Consider the following 17,966-nt stretch of genomic DNA (forward strand, 5'->3'; position numbering starts at 1 on the left):
CTCTCGAAACAGTAAATCGCGTAAATATAGACCCCGTATAGTAATACGAGCATGACAAGCCAAACAATACATCTCGACATTACGGGAATGTCCTGCGCCAACTGCTCGGCGACGATTCAGGACACTCTCGAATCACTTGAGGGGGTATCGGAGGCGGATGCGAACTTCGCCACCGATGAGGGGTCTGTTACCTACGATCCCGAGACAGTATCGCTTCACGAAATCTACGACGCAATCGACGAGGCGGGCTACGGTGCAGTCTCGGAGACGGTGACCATCGCCATCTCCGATATGACGTGTGCCAACTGCGCCGAAACTAACGAAACTGCTCTCGAAAGTACACTCGGAGTCATTACCGCGGAGGTAAACTACGCGACTGACGAGGCGCAGGTGACCTACAATCCGGCAGAGGTGTCTCTCGATGCGCTGTACGATGCCATCGAAGACGCCGGCTATTCGCCAGTTCGCGAAGACAGTGGCGATGAGGGCTCGGGGCAGGATGCGCGTGATGCCGCCCGCCAGGCTGAGATACGGAAACAGCTCAGGCTAACCCTCTTTGGGGCAGTATTATCAGTTCCACTGCTCTTCTTCCTCATCGACAGCTATCTTCTCGGTGGCGTGTTCGTCCCTGAAACCGTTTTCGGCGTGGAACTCGGCTGGGTCGAGTTCCTGCTCGCCACGCCGGTACAGGCGATCCTCGGCTGGCCGTTCTATAAGAACTCGTACAAGGCGATCGTGAAGAATGGCCGCGCCAACATGGACGTGCTGATCGCGATCGGGTCGACAACGGCCTATCTATACTCTGTGGCAGTCCTTGCTGAACTCATCGCGGGTGGGCTCTACTTCGACACGGCAGCCCTCATCCTCGTGTTCATTACGCTCGGTAACTATCTCGAAGCTCGTTCAAAGGGTCAAGCGGGCGAGGCCCTCCGGAAGCTCCTCGAAATGGAAGCCGAAACGGCGACCATTGTCCGTGAGGATGGTAGTGAGGAAGAGATTCCACTTGAAGAGGTCACAACGGGTGACCAGATGAAAGTCCGCCCCGGTGAGAAGATCCCAACCGACGGGGTCGTCGTTGACGGGCAGTCCGCCGTCGACGAGTCGATGGTTACCGGTGAGTCTGTCCCTGTAGAAAAAGAGGAGGGAGATGAGGTCGTCGGCTCGACGATTAACGAGAACGGCGTTCTTCTCGTGGAGGCCACTAACGTCGGCGAAGATACTGCCCTCCAGCAAATCGTTCAGACCGTCAAGGAAGCACAATCGCGCCAGCCAGATATCCAGAATCTAGCAGACCGCATCTCGGCGTATTTCGTGCCGGCAGTTATCGCGAACGCTATCCTCTGGAGCGTTATTTGGTTCCTGTTCCCGGAGGTGCTGGCTGGCTTCGTTGACTGGCTCCCGCTATGGGGGCAGGTGGCGGGCGGCCCGGCAGCGGCGGGCGGCACGGTCACCGTCTTCGAGTTCGCAATCATCGTCTTCGCGTCCTCGATCCTCATTGCCTGCCCCTGTGCGCTGGGGCTGGCGACGCCCGCGGCGACGATGGTCGGGACGACCATTGGGGCCCAGAACGGCGTCCTGTTCAAGGGCGGTGACATCCTCGAACGCGCGAAAGACGTCGACACGGTCGTCTTCGACAAGACGGGCACCCTCACGAAGGGTGAAATGGAACTGACCGACGTGGTCGTCTTCGATGGCGATGGAAATGCGGTGACTGACGGGGGCGAGCCGACACCAGATGGTGGACAGCTCAGCACTCGTGACCGCCTCTCAGAGGACGACGTGCTGCGGCTGGCGGCGATCGCAGAAAGCGGAAGCGAACACCCCCTCGCGCGGGCAATCGTCGAAGGGGCCGAAGAACGCGGTCTGGACGTGACTGAGCCTGACGACTTCGAGAACGTTCCGGGCCACGGGATCAAAGCAGTCATTGGTGACAGCGAGGTGCTGGTCGGCAACCGCAAGTTGCTGCGAGACAACGACATCGACCCGTCTCCCGCCGAAGAGACGATGGAACGCCTCGAAAACGAGGGGAAGACGGCGATGCTCGTCGCTTTCGAGGGCGAACTGGTTGGTGTAGTGGCTGACGCCGACACAATCAAAGAGAGCTCCAAGCAGGCCGTTACGGCCCTACAACAACGGGGCGTTGACGTGATGATGATTACGGGCGACAACGAACGAACTGCTCGTGCGGTCGCCAAACAGGTCGGTATCGATCCGGAGAATGTCCGAGCAGAGGTCCTTCCCGAGGACAAGTCCAACGCCGTCGACAGTATTCAGGACGAGGGTCGGCAGGCGATGATGGTCGGTGACGGCGTCAACGACGCGCCGGCGCTCGCGGTCGCACACGTCGGGACAGCCATCGGCTCCGGCACGGACGTCGCCATTGAGGCTGCGGACCTTACGCTGATGCGCGATGATCCGCTCGACGTGGTGAAGGCGATCCGGATCTCGGACGCGACACTCAAGAAGATCAAGCAGAACCTCGTGTGGGCGCTCGGCTACAACACGGCGATGATCCCGTTAGCATCGCTCGGCCTGCTCCAGCCCGTACTCGCTGCAGCAGCAATGGCGTTCTCCAGCGTGTCGGTGCTGACGAACAGCCTGTTGTTCCGGCGGTACACCCCCGATCACGACTACAAGCTCTTCGGTCGCCTCCGCTGAACGTCACCTCTATATCAATGTCAAATATTTCCCGCCAAACGGTTCGGAGGTACCTCGTCGAGACAGCCAGTAGCGAACCGACATACCTCCGGGCTCGCGAGATCGCCGGCGACCTTGACGGATCGCCGAAGGCCGTTGCACAGTACCTCAGCCAACTTCAGGACGACCTCTCAAACGTCTCACTCGAACAGTGGGGGCGCTCGAAGAGTACGACGTGGCGATTGGAGGTGAACGAGTCGTGAGTACTGTCACCCGACGCGTCGAAACCGTCCTTCCGGAGACCGGCTCACGCGAGTGGTGGGCGCTGTACCTGCTCGCCCCGCTCGTCCTCGTCGGTGCGGGCCTCCTTGTGTTCCCGACGCTGGTCTACGACCGGTTCATCTGGCAGTACCTCTGGGGGCCAGTCGTCGCCGACGCCGTTAGTCAGCCAGTCACGCACGAGGGGATTCGTGCTGTCCGGGGCTACAATGCGGTGAACACGGTAACCTACCTCGCGGCGGTCGTGTACAGCCTCCCCGGACTGCGGGCGTATCTCGACCAGCTCGATGTCACGTTCGACGCACGCCTGGCTTACGGATTCGCTCCGATCATTATCGCCGGCGGCGCGATGCGAGCGCTTGAGGACATCGGCCTGCTGGGAGACTACGCGGTGTGGTTCATTACGCCGTCGATCTACTTCGTCGTCACCGCTATCACCGTCCTCGCGCTCGGCGTCGGTGCACTCGTGCGTGACCAAAATATCGGTTCTATCCCGCTAACAGTCGGGCTTGTCGGGTCGGTGTGGGCTGTCAGTGCCGTCGGGTGGGCAGTTTGGCACGGCCTCTCGACGTCGACCCCACTTCGCCTATGGGTTCCTGTCGCGACGACGGGAATAGCTCTCGGAGTGACCGCGCTCTACTACTGGGGCGCGAGTTTCGTCAACGTCACACACCTTCGACACCCGCTAATTCTGCTGGCCGTCTTTGGCCAGCTGTGGGACGCTGCGCAGAACCTCATCGGTGTGACGTTCATCGGCTACTCCCCCAAGTTGTTCGTCACGAATCTCGTGTACCAGGCGACTGGATTCTCCGGATCGACGTTCGTGCTGAAACTTGTCGTGACTGTCGGCATCGTGTGGTATCTCGCTGATGCGAAAGAGGAGATGAATCACACGTGGTGGTGGCTTATGACGTTCTTCATCGGAGCGATCGGACTTCCGATGGGCGTTCGGGGATCACTTCGGATGCTGTTGGGAGCTTAACGATGGTCTCAAAGATTGGTACAAACCGATGACTCGAACATGCAGAATTGCGATAATAGGTGGAGGGATGGCCGGGCTTGCAGCAGCTGCTGGATTTGACGACGCTGGGTTCGACGTCGAACTATATGAGCGGCAGTCCTACGATAGCAAACGCGTTAATTGCGGAGAAGCGATGACAGCGGTATCGAAGATCCCACTCGAGCCGACTGTAGAGAACGGCTTTCTCAATCCGCTGCCAGCGATGGAAGTGGAGGTGTATGACGGAATCGACGCCGATCGCCACCGCACTGGAGCCGGCACCTTTCCTGCTGCGGATACATATATAACGGACCGAAATGTCGTTGAGCAGTCCTGGGCAGAACAACTCTCAGAGAAGGGTGTTGACATCCACGAAAACCAGTCTATCACACGGACAGATTTCCACGAGTTCACCGATGAGTATGATCTCGTCGTTGATGCAACCGGTCAGCCATCACTCTCTAGTAAAGCGCTCGGAACAACCAACGAGTATTCAGGATATATGGTAGCGCTTAACAGTGATGTCGAAGGGGACTTCACCGAGTTGTACCCGAACAGCCGGATAATTCTGGAGAACTATACAGGGTACTCGTGGGCATTCCCGAAGACATCGCAACGAGCCAACGTTGGTATCGGCTGGACGGTCAGTGACCGGCCTAGTGATTATATGAAGGCATTGAGGGAAGCCTGTAAGCGGAATGGGTGGGCAGTCCCGTCGCAGGAACGGACGAACGTCGCAATCATTCCCGAGGGACCAAGCCTTGATCCCGACAGAACCCATCTACCGGAGCATTCCGTCGTACGAGTGGGTGATGCTGCAGGTATCGCAAACCGACTCACCGGAAAGGGGATCTCACAGGCCGTTGAATCCGGATTCTTGGCCGCAGAGCTGGCTAACAGAGGCCAATTACACAGTTATCCTGACAGATTATATCAGAGGATGAAAACGGAGTACATTTTCGCCACAGTTGTGAGATACTTTCTTGAAACTCGTAATCCCAAGGTTCTGGGAGCAGCAATTCGTGCCGCTGCCGGGATCGATATTGAAGACGTTGACCGGTCTCCGAGTACAGTTCTACTGCGTCTCCTCCGCCACCCTGTTTTATTTGCCCGTATTTTCTCGAGACGACGAGTTTTAAACCGTGTCTATGGAGGAATGACCAACCAGTGGGAATTAATTGATTGACTTCCTGTTCTGTTTGGACTTCCGACAAAAAGTATACGGGTGCTTTTTCAATTCAGCTGTCCTGCGGTTAATCGTCAGAACGGGGTAATCTGCTTCCTCGATCACTTGAGCTGCGACACTTCCCTGTAACAGTCGGCGAATACCAGTCAATCCTCGTGTCCCCATTGTAACAAGGTCGATGCCATTCACCTCAGTATATTTGAGAATCTCCTGTTGAGCTTGACCATAACTCAACGTAGTTCGGACAGGAACGTCTAAGGTCGCTGCCTTCTCCGTAATGTCCTCCAAGAGCCGAGTTCCCCGCTGTTCCCAAGAGTCAGTAACTTCCTCCCACGTGAATCCAGGCCGACTCGAATAGGACTGTTCGGAAATAACAAGAAGTCCATGTAGGGTCGCATCATACCGTTTAGCAATTTGTAGCCCATGTTTGAAAGCCACAGATGCCTCATCATATCCATCCGTGGGCACGAGAATGTCTGTGAACTGGCTAGTAGATAACTCTCCAACCGGATCAGGTGGATCCCTATCAGGTATCGTCAAGACAGGAAGAGAGATATTTTGAATGATCTGGCTGGAGACATCTCTCCGGAGAATTCGTGCTAATCTAGTCTGTTTAGGTTTCTGGTGAACAAGCAAATCAATATCATTCTCTTCAGCGTACTCCCGAATAACACCTGGAGAGTGCCCACAATCCACTGCTGGTATCACATTGAGCCCGAGCGAGTGGGCCTGATCCACCACGGGTTCAATTACCGCTGCTGCGTCCCACTCCTCTTGTTTAGTGACTTGGTCGGATTCCACCTCCGTGCGTTCCTCATCTTGAATAGATAATACGTGGAGAGCCGCATCATACATTTCCGCAAGTGATAGACCATATTGGACCACTGAATCCACTACATCAACTCCGTAGAGTGGAATGAGGATCTGGTTGTACTGGTTGATGTCCGGACCTTCTCGAACTTCTAGACGGCGTGGGGAGCTCATACATATCTATACGTAACGATGATTTACCGCGCTTTCTGTTAAGAATCGAAACCGGCCAAATGGTCTCTGGGATAGTGATTTGAGAGGGTCACCGCGCGTAGCCCTTGCTGGATCACTCCCGTTTCGAAAGAAAACAGGGGGCGAGAGTGTAGGACTGACGTGTCTTAGCTCATCAGAATGTAGCTGCTGCGAGCAGTATGAATCATATTTTCGCGAGAATATCACCGGCTTCGCTGGCTCGACGTTCGTCCTGAAGCTGATTGCCGTGACGGCTGTCGTATGGATCCTCGCAGACGGCGAGGGAGAGATGGACTACACGTGGTGGTGGCTTATCGCGTTCGTCGCGATGGCCGTCGGTCTTCCGATGGGTGTTCGTGGATCGATTCGGATGATGCTCGGAGTCTGACAAAGAGATGGATGCGACTGCCGTAGTTTCTAGCTCTGCAGTCGGACATTCGATTCAACGAATCACACGGTAGTAAAGCAGCATTCTTCAAAGAACACACCGCCCAATTCTGTCGTATTATAATAGAAACTCACGTGAAAGAAGAAGGTGTATGATATGACGACGATGAGTCTCCAGATCACTGTCAAAGGAATGACCTGCGACGGATGCGAACAGACCGTTCGAGAAGCACTCGAAGGCGTATCAGGAGTCGAACGTGCGACGACCGACCGAGCGACTGATACCGCAACGATTGACGGTGATACCGATCTCGAGAACCTTCGGCAGGCCGTGGAAGACGCTGGCTACTCCGTTGTCGGCTAAACAGTCGATAGCGAGCGCCCGCCGAGTCTCCGATCCAGACACGATATCCGCCAATGATACCCCCGAACACAGCACCCACATCCATCCGGTGGCACTCGGAATCCGAAGCAGAAACATCCCCTACGCACCGCTCCACATGTGTCGAGTGTGATGGAACGGTCATCTATTCCGAGGATAAAGGGGAGTACCATTGTGACGCATGCGGGTTGGTACTCGAAGAGTCGAACATCGACAGAGGGCCCGAATGGCGAGCGTTCACTGAACGCGAGACTTCGCAGAAGTCCCGTGTCGGTGCTCCCGTAACGAACACCCTCCACGACAAGGGACTCTCGACGATGATCGGCTGGCGTGACGAAGATACGTACGGAAACGCGTTGAGCAAACGCCAACAGCAGAAATTCCAGCGACTCCGAACCTGGGACGAACGCTTTCGCACGCGGGATAGCAAGGAACGGAATCTCAAGCAGGCGCTCGGCGAGATCGACCGAATGGCATCCGCACTCGATCTACCCACCTCGATTCGTGAGACTGCGAGCGTGATTTACCGCCGTGCCCTCGAGAAAGACCTACTTCGAGGACGATCGATCGAAGGGATTGGTGCTAGTGCATTGTATGCCGCAGCTCGGCAAGCGAACACGCCCAGGAGTCTCGATGAGGTGGCTGCGGTCAGCCGCATCGACAAGAGCGAACTTGCGCGAACCTATCGATACGTCGCTCGCGAACTCGCGTTGGGGATTGCGCCGGACGATCCAACCGACTACCTCCCACGATTTGCATCCGACTGTGAGGTTTCGGTCGAAACCGAAACTCGTGCCAGACACCTCCTTGAAGTGGCGGCAGAGCAGGACGCATTGAGTGGGAAAAGCCCGGTTGGACTTGCGGCAGCCGCGATTTATGCAGCAACGAGACGTACGGAGGACAGTCTCACCCAAGCCGACGCGAGCGAGGTAACCAATGTGAGCAAAGTCACAATCAGAAATCGCTATCAAGAGCTGCTCGAAATTGCCGATGATGCGGATCCAAACCAACTAGAGTCATGAAAAGACGAACGTTTCTGCAAACAGCGGGAGGACTCGCAGCGGCGAGTACTCTCGCACAGCCGACAGCCGCACAGGAAGCCAAGACAGTCCAGATTACCATGGAGGGGGGAGACTTCTTCATGGACCCAGTAGGCCTGTTCGTCGAACCGGGTGAGACCGTAACCTTCGAGATGGGAGCGGCGGCCCCACACTCCTCAACCGCCTACGAGGACCGCATCCCAAGCGATGCAGATCCCTGGGACAGCGGGTTACTCGACGAAGGAGAGACGTTCGAACACACGTTCGAAGTCGAGGGGACATACGATTACTTCTGTTCCGCTCACGTATCGTTAGGACAGGTCGGTCGGATCGTCGTTGGCAGCCCCGGCGGACCGGCAACAGAAAGTGACATCCCGAACAGTCCACCGAGCGGACAAATGCCAGACAGTCAGACCATTGTCGAGCAGGGATCCGTTGCGTTCCCCTTCACAGGAAGTAGTGGCGGTGGTGGCGGTAGTGGCGGTAGTGGAGGTGGCGATGGCGGAGGGGGTGGGGGTCGGCCCGCCCTGGAAGTTCCGGATAGTGCGAAGATGCTGGGAATCGCAACAGCGACCGCCATGGTGTCGGTACTCGGGTTGACGTACTTCTTCCTCAAATACGGTGGTGACTATGGACCCGAGTAGAAAGTCTACCGAGTCGCCTCAGCCCACATCGCAGCCGTGGTTTATCCACGGTATCAGTCCCGGTACATTTAGGCAGTGTTCGACCACATATGACTGATCCCAAAGAAACCCTCGAAATACAGAACGTGGTTGCCTCGACCGAACTCGGGCAAGAGTTACATCTGGAGGAGTTGGCGGACGATCTGTCTACCTCTGAGTACAATCCAGAACATTTCCCGGGACTCGTCTTTCGCATTCAATCCCCGAAAGCCGCGACGCTCATTTTCCGCTCTGGAAAAGCCGTCTGTACCGGTGCAAAGAGCGTTGAAAACGTTCATCGAGCATTAACTATTGTCTTTGACGAACTGCGAGAACTCGGAGTGGAGGTCGACGCAGATCCCGAAATAACCGTACAGAATATGGTATTGAGCGGTGATCTCGGACAGCAATTAAATCTCAATGCAATTGCTATCGGTCTCGGTCTCAAAAATATCGAATACGAACCCGAACAGTTCCCGGGCCTCGTCTATCGAGTCTCACCACCAGACGTGGTTGTGCTGATGTTCGGCAGCGGTAAGGCCGTGATTACGGGCGCAAAAAGTATTGAAAATGCGAAAACAGCACTCGAAACAGTGCAGTCACAATTGCAAGAAGTAGACCTTATCAACCGATGAGACACGCACAATACATGGCCGTCGTCTATCACCCAACACGGCACCGATACGGTACTCAACGCACAGAACCTGAACGATCACAACACGAACGTGTGCCGCGATTAGGGTCAGCAGTACTACGTTTTAAAGACTTGTTGCGCCGAAGTGAATCATCTGCTCGATGTGGAGTGTATTGGAGATCGCAAAAGGCGGGAGGGCATTAAACCAATGACGCAACATCTGGAACTGGCTGTCTTCGTGTTCTTTGCTTTGATCACACTGGGGAGTGCCCTTGCAATGGTTCTCGTCGAAGATATGTGGCACTCTGCGTTACTAATGGGTGTGACACTTCTGAGTGTTGCAGTGCACTATGTGATGCTACAAGCCGAATTCGTCGCCGCAATGCAGGTGCTGGTCTACGTGGGGGGTGTACTCATCTTGATTAGTTTCGCGGTGATGCTCACACGCCGTCAGCCCACACCTGAAACCACCCCTGGAGGTACTACTGACGATGATTGACAATCAGTCCGTTAGAAGCAAACAACGTCGTATCGGCTGTAATAGAAATCTCGCAGTTTCAGTCCGGAACTGGTCGATGACATCTGGTCGATACACGCCACCATCGGGCTCGCGGAGGGAAATGTGAGATGGTCGCGATCCAATACTATCTCCTACTCTCGGCGGGCTTATTCAGCATCGGGTTATTCGGAATATTGACCCGCCGCAACGCGTTGATGTTCCTGATGTCCGTCGAACTGATGCTCAACGCGGCGAACATCAATTTCGTGGCGTTCTCGTACCAGTGGGGGAATCTCACCGGCCAGACGTTCAGCCTCTTCGTCATTGCCCTTGCTGCTGCAGAGGTTGCTGTCGGCCTCGGAATTATTCTGGTTCTGTATCGGAACTTCAAGGATGTCGATGTTACCAAGGCAGCAACGATGCGCTGGTAACTCAAACGAATGATTTCTGACATCTTCGCCTTCGATGTAAAGAAATGGCCATGCTGAAAACCAGACTGTCTAAAGAGAAAATCGCTTGAAATAGCCCCTCATAGATAGACTATGGTGATATTGACGTGAAATCCAATTTAGCGATCCAGGGGATGTCTTGTGCGACGTGCGCCTCGACAATTGAGGATGCCGTCACCAAACTCGATGGTGTAGACTCGATCGACGTCAACTTCGCGACCGACGAAGCTACCCTTGAGTACGATCCGGACGACGTATCCCTTGCAACAATCTACAAGGCAATTGAGGATTCGGGATACACGCCAGAGAAGGTAACTGCGACTGTCTCGATCATGGGGATGACGTGCGCGACGTGCGTCGAGACGAACGAGACGGCCATCGAAACTGTCCCCGGCGTCATTACCGCCTCCGTCAATTTCGCGACCGATGAGGCGACCGTCGAATTCAACCCAGCCCACGCGTCGCTCGACGACATCTACGACGCCATTGAGGGCGCCGGTTACGACCCTGTCCGCGCAGAAGGGGACGGCGCCGACCTGAGTAAGCAGCGTGAGGAGGCAGCTAAACGGGAGCTGCGCAAGTACTGGCGGCTCATCACGTACACACTCCCGTTCGTCTTGCCCTTCTTGGCGGTGATGACTGACTATTACGTCCCGTTCCTCCCCGAGGAGATCTTCGGGATCTCAACGGACTTCTGGGAATTCGCTCTCGTCACGCCGGTGTACGTCGTGCTGGGACGCGTGTTCGTTCGTGGGGCGTACAAAGCGTTCAAGAACAGTCGTCGGGCCAACATGGACACACTGGTGGCCGTAGGGACGTCCGCTGGCTACTGGTACAGTGTGGCCGTTACGTTCGGTTTCATCACCGGCGACGTGTTCTACGAAGCCGTCGCCATCATTCTCTGGTTTATCATGTTCGGCAACTACCTCGAGGCGCGCTCGAAAGCGCAAGCCGGCGACGCATTGCGCGAACTCCTCGAGATGGAGGCCGACGAAGCAACCGTCATCCGTGACGGCGAGGAAGCCGTCATTCCCGTCGATCAGGTCGAAGTTGGTGACGTGATGAAGATTCGTCCCGGGGAGCGAGTCCCGACGGACGGCGAGGTCGTCGGGGGTCAGAGCGCCGTCGACGAGTCGATGGTGACTGGCGAATCCGTCCCCGTCGAGAAGGGCCCGGGAGATGAAGTGATCGGGTCCACGGTCAACGAGAACGGCGTCCTCGAGGTGAGAGCAACGAGGGTCGGCAAGGACACTGCATTACAGCAGATCGTCCAGCGGGTGAAAGACGCTCAGGCTCGCCAGCCCGACATCCAGAACCTCGTCGACAAGGTGGCCGGCGTGTTCGTTCCGGCGGTGATCGTCAATGCCACCATCTGGTCGATTCTTTGGTTCCTGTTCCCCGATACGTTGACGGGATTCGTCCAAGCGCTTCCGCTGTGGGAGCTGGTCGGCGGTGGTCCCGTAGTTGGGGGCGTTCCAGTCTTTGAGTTCTCGGTCATCGTGCTCGCGAGTGCTCTGCTGATCGCCTGTCCCTGTGCGATGGGTATCGCGACTCCCATGGCGACGATGGTGGGCTCAACGATCAGCGCCAAGAACGGAGTTCTCTACAAAGGGGCAGACATCCTTGAGAAGGCGCGCGGCATCGACACCATCGTCCTCGACAAGACCGGGACGTTAACCCACGGTGACATGCGCTTGACGGACGCCATTCCAATCAGCGAGGCCGTCAAGGCCGATGGAGGGACGGAAGCGACTGACAGTGGCGTCGTCGAACGAACGGTCGACGAGGAGGTTCTGCTCGCCGTCGCCGCGAGTGCCGAATCCGGGTCTGAACATCCACTCGCTCGGGCGCTCGTCGAAGGGGCAACAGAGCGAGGCGTTCGGCTCGACGAGCCGACTGAGTTCGAAAACGTTCCCGGGCACGGGATTCGGGCAACCGTCCCACAAGGAAACGTGCTGGTCGGTAACCGGAAGTTAATGCGGGACGAGGGAATCGATCCCTCACCCGTCGAAGCGACAATGGAGCGGCTGGAACGCGAGGGCAAGACGGCCATGCTCGTCGCCGTCGACGGTGAGTTACTCGGCGTGGTAGCGAACGCCGACACGATCCGCGAAAGCGCGAAAGAGACGATCGATGCACTCCACAAGCGGGGACTCGAGGTCCTGATGCTCACGGGGGATAACGAGCGGACTGCCCGCGCAGTGGCAGAGCAACTCGGGATCGTCCCCGAGAACGTTCGCGCAGAGGTCCTGCCGGAAGACAAAGCCGATACGGTTGATGAGATCCAGGCCGACGGGTCGCGGGCGATGATGGTCGGTGATGGTGTTAACGACGCACCGGCACTGACGACTGCACACATCGGTGTGGCGATCGGGTCGGGTACGGACGTCGCCATCGAGAGTGCAGATATCACGCTCATGCGCGATGACCCCGCTGACTTGCTCAAAGCGATCCGGATTGCCGACGCCACCATCAACAAGGTCTGGCAGAACCTGTTCTGGGCGTTCGCCTACAACGCCACGATGATTCCGATTGCTTCGCTGGGACTGCTATACCCAGCGTGGGCGGGGCTGGCGATGGTCTTCTCTAGCCTCTCCGTGATTGGGAACAGCCTCGGATTCCGGAGCTACGATCCCCACGAACCGTACACATATCTGCCGTTCCGACCGTTCGTGTGGGCCTACCGCCAGATTGCCGGCTGATTACGCCGGAACACAGTTCAAACCATCCCTAGCAACATCGACTCATAACTATGGAAACGATACACGCCGACATCCACGGGTTGAACTGCCAGAACTGCGCTCTGAAGCTCGAACGAGCGATTGGCGCACTTCACGGGGTCCGTAACGCACAGATCGAGTTCGAGACTGAAACCGTGACGCTCGAATACGATCCTGACTCCGTCTCGATCGAGCGAATCGTAGCGACGATCAGGAGCTTCAGGTGTGACTCGGAGTGTCTCTTCACGAACGCCGACGATCGGTCGTACGGTATTGGCGTTCGCGAGCCAGGTACCGATGAGAAGCCGTCCAATTCCGGGCAAGGGTGTTGCCAGGTCGGCGTGGACGACGTATGGTGACCATGCCGCTGGTCGCCGGTATCACGGGACGGGGCGATGCATTCGGTCACTCTGGCGCGTGGGCCCTCGCACTAATCGCCATCGTGGTCGTCTCGTGGCTATTTTATCGCTACTTCGCACCACAGCGCTGGCGCGAGTGGGCAGGAGCGGGGGTGGTTCAGGCATTCATCATCGCACTGTACGCTGAAATGTTTGGCTTCCCCCTGACGATCTACCTGCTGGTTCGTTACTTCGGTCTGGATCGGGCGTACGTCAGCGCCAATCTCTGGTCGACGCTGGTCGGAGTGGGTGAAACCGGGATGATCGTCTCGATGCTACTCGGCTATGCAGTGGCGTTCATTGGCGTCGGGTTCTTTATCCAAGGATGGAAACAGGTCTATCGAGCACGACAGGAAGACCGCCTGACCACAGACGGACTCTACAGATTTGTTCGTCACCCTCAGTACACCGGCTTGTTCATCGCCCTCTTCGGGGAAGGTATCATCCACTGGCCGACGATATTTTCTGTTGGTCTCTTTCCGGTTGTCATCGTGACGTTCGCATGGTTAGCGCGCAAAGAAGAACGCGAGATGCTTGATCAGTTCGGCAACGAGTATCGAACGTATCAACGGAACGTTCCGATGTTTGTACCTCGACGTGATCAATGGCGGCGGTTCGTCGGCGAATCGCGATTCGATCCAGATCAATGAAGACGACACCTCTCGACAAATCAGTGTCCCAGTCATCGCGAGAATCGAATGACAAGATAGACGACACAGCCAACCGTGTAACCAACAGCACCGCGTGCGTCGGTGCAGAGATACCTAGTCCTGATCGACTACCTCCGCGCCGACGACAGACTCGGTCAGGGAGCAGACGATGAGCCAGTCTTCGACAGTCGCGGTAATCGGCGGTGCGATAGCAGGGCTGGCAGCTGCCGACGGGTTCCACAACGCTGGATTCGACGTCGACCTCTACGAGCGGCAGTCCTACACCGACAAGCGCGTCAACTGTGGAGAAGCAATGACGAACGTCTCTGCAATACCGCTTGAACCGACAGCAGACCACGGATTTCTCAACCCACTTCAAGCGATGCAAGTCGAGGTGTACGATGGCACTAACGCAGGTCGCAGCTGCACTGGCAGTGGGGAATTCACCGCATCGGATGCCTATATCACCGACCGAAACGTCGTCGAACGCTCGTGGGCCGAACAACTTGGACGGACCGGCGTCAATATCTACGAGAACCAGTCGATCACGCGAACCGAGTTCCTTGAGTTCACGACCGACTATGACCTCGTCGTCGATGCCAGCGGCCAGCCATCGCTTTCCAGCAAGGCACTCGGCACAACTGAGGAGTATTCGGGGCACTTCGTCGCACTCAACGCTGATGTGGAGGGCGACTTTTCGGATCTCTACCCGAATAGCCAGATCGTTCTTGAGAACTACACGGGCTACGCGTGGGCGTTTTCGAAGACAGCACGACGAGCCAACGTCGGTATCGGGTGGACGTTCAGCGAGCGTCCTGATGACTACGTGGCTGCGTTCAGGGCGGCGTGTGACCGAAATGGATGGCCGGAACCGTCACGAGACCGAACGAACGTCGCGATTATCCCGGAGGGCCCGAGTCTAGATCCCAAACGGACCTACCTTCCAGACCGATCCGTCGTACGAGTTGGTGACGCTGCCGGTCTCGCGAACCGATTCACCGGAAAGGGAATTTCCCAGGCCGTACAATCATCGTATCTCGCAGCGGAATTGGCTACGCACGAACGGTTACACGAGTATCCAGACCGCCTGTACCGAACGATGAAACCGGAGTATCTGCTCGCAACAGTTGTGAGGTACTTCATCGAGACGCGCCAGCCACAGATCCTTGGGGCAGCGATTCGGGCAGCCTCCGGGATGGATATCGAAGCCGTTGATCGTTCCCCGCGAGACGTTCTTGCCCGACTGATACGACATCCAGTCCTGTTCGCCCGGATTTTTGGGAGGCCCAGTGTTCTCAAACGCGTTTATGCGGCGGCAACTGACCAGTGGGAGTTTAATAGGCTGGCATCCTCCCCGGGGTAGTAACCGATAGGCTCTGGTCTCGCTACGCTGTAAAGACTCTCACCGACTCGTCGTCAATGATTCCTTGGGGGACGGGGCGTCGCGACTGCAGTTCGCTACTCCGTTATCGGTGAGGATGAGCGAGGCGAGTGAACCGGATACTGCTTCAGTTCGACTGCAGCACTGTTTGTCGTGAGAACCGGAACGTCGGCAGTGCGAACTACTCCAGTTGCTACACTCCCCTGTAAGAATCGACTCACCCCCGTCAATCCCTGTGTTCCCATCGCGATGAAATCGATGTCATTCTCGGTGGCGTATCCGAGAATCTCTTTCCGAGGGTTGCCATGGGTGAGCGTGATTCGGACATCGAGATGTACCGCCTCCGCTTTCTCCGCCACCTGCGTAAGAACGCGCCGACCACGTTGTTCCCACGACTCCTTTGCTTCTTGCCACGTGAATCCTGGCCGGCTCATGTAGGTGCGTTGATCGACGACAAAGAGGCCGTGAACGGTGGCGCCATGTTGGCTTGCGATTTCTACTCCATGTTCGAGCGCAACCGAGGCTTCATCGCGTCCGTCTGTAGGCACGAGGATATCGGTGTACCTCGTCTGGTCACCAGATGAACGCCTATCTGAGGGAGCAGATCGATCTTCCTTCACCGTGAGAACGGGAACCGGAGCGGTCCGAAGCAACTGCTCGGAAATACTTCTGTGTAGGTACCTGGTGAGTCCAGTTCGCCCGTGCGTTCCCAAGACCATCAGGTCGATATCGTTCTCTTCAATGTAGTCTAGAATGACATCGGGAGAGCTGCCGTGTTCGATACCCGGGATTACATTCAGTCCAAGGGTATGGGCTACATCCATCACGGGTTCTATTGCCGCTGCCTCATCCCACGTGTTCTTCTCGGAGGTAGAGGGAATTGCAGTCTTTCCAAGGTGGGAATGGTCCTCGACAATACGTAGCGCATGGACCGTTGCAGCGTATGCATGCGCCAGTGAGACGCCGTGTCGAATCGCGGGAGTGAGCGCATTACCGCCGTCTGTTGGAATGAGAATGCTCTCGTACGGAGTGGATTCCGACTCGTGGTCGAATGGAGCTGGGTCTGCCGTGTTCATAGTAATTAGTACGTGAGCCCGCTTTAAGCGGATTTTTGTTAACATTCGAAAATGCTGGCACGCCCTATTCGAAAGAGCCTAGACACCGGATGTAACCCCGACAGCTCGGAAAATCAGGTGTGCAGCCCGCCGATTTCCCGTCCGGTAGGCGTGGTTCCGAGACTCAGTTACACACTCAAGCATCCGTCTTTAGCTAAGAGACGAACCACGTGACAGCGGCGTCTTATCGAGGCTACTTTTCGAGAGGAACGAGGAGGCGGCAAGTGTGCACCAAGACGCCTCCTCATTGAGACTCATGCGTCGGCTCACTACACTGTTTCCCTCCGAGTTCCTCGAAGAGCACGCCGAGGAACTCGGCGTGGTTGAGCGAGAGAGCAAGCTTCAGGTTCCCGTCCTCGTGTGGGCGCTCGTGTTCGGCTTCGCCGCAGGCGAGAGCCGAACACTCGCTGGCTTCAGACGAAGCTACAACTCCACAGCCGACGAACCGATCTCTCCTGGCGGTTTCTATCACCGGCTGACGCCGTCGCTCGTAGAATACCTCCGCGACCTCGTCGAGACTACGCTCGACGAGGTCGCTGTTCCCGGCGCTGTGGACGTTGATATCGACCGATTCAGGGACGTGATGATCGCTGATGGCACGGTGTTGCGGTTGCACGAATTCCTCTCCGATGAATTTCAAGCCCGCCACGAGGAGCAGGCTGGAGCGACGCTCCACCTGCTCCACAACGCCACCGATCAGACGATTGAACGCACATCGACGTGACGGATGAGAAAACGCACGACAGCACGCTGTTCGAGACTGGTTCGTGGTTGCAAGGGCGGTTGGTTCTGCTCGATTTAACGTACTTCAAGTACCGCCGCTTCGCGTTGATCGACGAGAACGGCGGCTACTTCGTGAGTCGGCTGAAGAAGAGCGCAAATCCAGTGATAACGGCGGAATTACGGGAATGGCGCGGCCGCGCCATTCCCTTGGAAGGCGAGCAGATCTACGATGTGGTCGGTGACCTCTCGCGGAAGTACATCGATGTGGAGGTCGAAACAGAGTTCAAGCGAGGTCAGTACGAGGGGGACGCGCTCACTGGACACGAAGCGGTTCCGCGTCGTCGGCGTCCTCGTTGCGGACGCCGACGACTACCATCTCTACATCACAAATCTGCCGCGAGAGGAGTTTCTACCCGCGGATCTAGCAACGCTGTATCGGTGTCGCTGGGAGATAGAAACGCTGTTCCGCAAGCTGAAGACACAGTACGAACTGGACGAGTTCGACACGAGCAACCCGGATGTCGTGGAAATTCTGTTGTACGCGGCGTTGTTGTCACTGCTAGTGAGTCGTGATCTGTTGGATCTGGTCACCGAGCAGGCTGACGATGAGATCGTGTTCCCGTCGGAACGCTGGGCGGCGACCTTCCGGTCGCACGCCCAGCTCGTCCTTCACGAACTCGGTGAGTATCTCGGCTACTCGCCACCACCACTGTTGGAACGGCTGATCGATGACGCCCAGAAGATCCATCAGCAACGGCCGATCCTGCAAGAGACGCTCACTACCGCTACGCAACCGAGGTGTGAGTCTTAGCTAAAGACGAA

At 56.7% G+C, this 17,966-nt stretch carries 17 protein-coding genes and 1 pseudogene; 16 read left to right on the forward strand and 2 right to left on the reverse strand.

Translation table 11 applies throughout. The features are described 5' to 3' along the window. Nucleotides 1–51 precede the first annotated feature (51 nt). From B4V06_RS02955 to B4V06_RS02970, 4 genes are read left to right on the forward strand one after another with little or no spacing between them, the layout of a single operon-like run. The gene (locus B4V06_RS02955; protein WP_310909316.1) at nucleotides 52–2,658 is read left to right on the forward strand and encodes a heavy metal translocating P-type ATPase; all 2,607 of its coding nucleotides are present in this window, start codon (nucleotides 52–54) and stop codon (nucleotides 2,656–2,658) included. Nucleotides 2,659–2,675: 17 nt separating this feature from the next. Next, nucleotides 2,676–2,900, forward strand: coding sequence for a DUF7123 family protein (locus B4V06_RS02960; RefSeq protein WP_080508364.1), 225 nt, complete (start codon nucleotides 2,676–2,678; stop codon nucleotides 2,898–2,900). Continuing rightward, complete coding sequence (locus B4V06_RS02965; protein WP_142980868.1) at nucleotides 2,897–3,898, forward strand: DUF63 family protein; 1,002 nt, start codon at nucleotides 2,897–2,899, stop codon at nucleotides 3,896–3,898. Before B4V06_RS02960 ends, B4V06_RS02965 begins: the two co-directional genes overlap by 4 nt. 28 nt (nucleotides 3,899–3,926) lie before the next feature. Beyond that, nucleotides 3,927–5,102 (forward strand): NAD(P)/FAD-dependent oxidoreductase, encoded by a 1,176-nt coding sequence (locus tag B4V06_RS02970; RefSeq protein WP_142980867.1) that lies wholly within the window; start codon nucleotides 3,927–3,929, stop codon nucleotides 5,100–5,102. On the opposite strand, the gene B4V06_RS02975 is transcribed toward B4V06_RS02970, so the two are convergent. Continuing rightward, a complete protein-coding gene (locus B4V06_RS02975) occupies nucleotides 5,091–6,086 on the reverse strand; it encodes a universal stress protein (protein WP_142980866.1) in 996 nt (331 codons plus the stop codon). The two genes, B4V06_RS02970 and B4V06_RS02975, sit on opposite strands and share 12 nt — an antisense overlap. Before the next feature lie 79 nt (nucleotides 6,087–6,165). Between B4V06_RS02975 and B4V06_RS02980 the strand changes: the two genes are divergently transcribed. The 11 genes from B4V06_RS02980 to B4V06_RS03030 all read left to right on the forward strand — a co-directional run bounded on the left by B4V06_RS02980 (nucleotide 6,166) and on the right by B4V06_RS03030 (nucleotide 15,288). Then, nucleotides 6,166–6,492: a DUF63 family protein gene (locus B4V06_RS02980; RefSeq protein WP_498167334.1), complete on the forward strand. Its 327-nt coding sequence runs from the start codon at nucleotides 6,166–6,168 to the stop codon at nucleotides 6,490–6,492. A 165-nt stretch (nucleotides 6,493–6,657) separates the two neighbouring features. After that, nucleotides 6,658–6,855 (forward strand): heavy-metal-associated domain-containing protein, encoded by a 198-nt coding sequence (locus B4V06_RS02985; protein ID WP_498167336.1) that lies wholly within the window; start codon nucleotides 6,658–6,660, stop codon nucleotides 6,853–6,855. A 53-nt stretch (nucleotides 6,856–6,908) separates the two neighbouring features. After that, on the forward strand, nucleotides 6,909–7,895 hold the full coding sequence (locus B4V06_RS02990) for a transcription initiation factor IIB (RefSeq protein ID WP_498167339.1): 987 nt from the start codon (nucleotides 6,909–6,911) through the stop codon (nucleotides 7,893–7,895). Further along, nucleotides 7,892–8,557 carry a plastocyanin/azurin family copper-binding protein gene (locus B4V06_RS02995; protein WP_498167341.1) on the forward strand — a complete coding sequence of 222 codons (666 nt, stop codon included), beginning with the start codon at nucleotides 7,892–7,894 and terminating at the stop codon, nucleotides 8,555–8,557. Before B4V06_RS02990 ends, B4V06_RS02995 begins: the two co-directional genes overlap by 4 nt. An 89-nt stretch (nucleotides 8,558–8,646) precedes the next feature. Further along, nucleotides 8,647–9,210, forward strand: a complete 564-nt coding sequence (locus B4V06_RS03000) for a TATA-box-binding protein (RefSeq protein WP_498167344.1) — start codon at nucleotides 8,647–8,649, stop codon at nucleotides 9,208–9,210. Nucleotides 9,211–9,417: 207 nt separating this feature from the next. Then, on the forward strand, nucleotides 9,418–9,708 hold the full coding sequence (locus B4V06_RS03005) for an NADH-quinone oxidoreductase subunit J (RefSeq protein ID WP_498167473.1): 291 nt from the start codon (nucleotides 9,418–9,420) through the stop codon (nucleotides 9,706–9,708). Between the two features lie 128 nt (nucleotides 9,709–9,836). Beyond that, nucleotides 9,837–10,139: an NADH-quinone oxidoreductase subunit NuoK gene (gene nuoK / locus B4V06_RS03010; protein WP_498167346.1), complete on the forward strand. Its 303-nt coding sequence runs from the start codon at nucleotides 9,837–9,839 to the stop codon at nucleotides 10,137–10,139. Nucleotides 10,140–10,264: 125 nt separating this feature from the next. Further along, entirely contained in the window at nucleotides 10,265–12,859 is a 2,595-nt protein-coding gene (locus B4V06_RS03015; protein ID WP_498167349.1) for a heavy metal translocating P-type ATPase, read from the forward strand. 50 nt (nucleotides 12,860–12,909) lie between these two features. Continuing rightward, nucleotides 12,910–13,236, forward strand: a complete 327-nt coding sequence (locus B4V06_RS03020; RefSeq protein ID WP_119712909.1) for a heavy-metal-associated domain-containing protein — start codon at nucleotides 12,910–12,912, stop codon at nucleotides 13,234–13,236. Next, a complete protein-coding gene (locus tag B4V06_RS03025) occupies nucleotides 13,230–13,925 on the forward strand; it encodes a methyltransferase family protein (RefSeq protein WP_199708864.1) in 696 nt (231 codons plus the stop codon). Before B4V06_RS03020 ends, B4V06_RS03025 begins: the two co-directional genes overlap by 7 nt. A 169-nt stretch (nucleotides 13,926–14,094) precedes the next feature. After that, entirely contained in the window at nucleotides 14,095–15,288 is a 1,194-nt protein-coding gene (locus B4V06_RS03030; protein ID WP_498167354.1) for an NAD(P)/FAD-dependent oxidoreductase, read from the forward strand. A 95-nt stretch (nucleotides 15,289–15,383) separates the two neighbouring features. On the opposite strand, the gene B4V06_RS03035 is transcribed toward B4V06_RS03030, so the two are convergent. Next, on the reverse strand, nucleotides 15,384–16,382 hold the full coding sequence (locus B4V06_RS03035; protein ID WP_158589919.1) for a universal stress protein: 999 nt from the start codon (nucleotides 16,380–16,382) through the stop codon (nucleotides 15,384–15,386). A 295-nt stretch (nucleotides 16,383–16,677) separates the two neighbouring features. On the opposite strand from B4V06_RS03035, the pseudogene B4V06_RS03040 reads away from it, so the two are divergent. Then, a pseudogene (locus tag B4V06_RS03040) lies at nucleotides 16,678–17,955 on the forward strand (IS4 family transposase). Nucleotides 17,956–17,966 lie beyond the last annotated feature (11 nt).

The sequence above is a fragment of the Halorubrum sp. B53 genome (genome assembly GCF_059752395.1).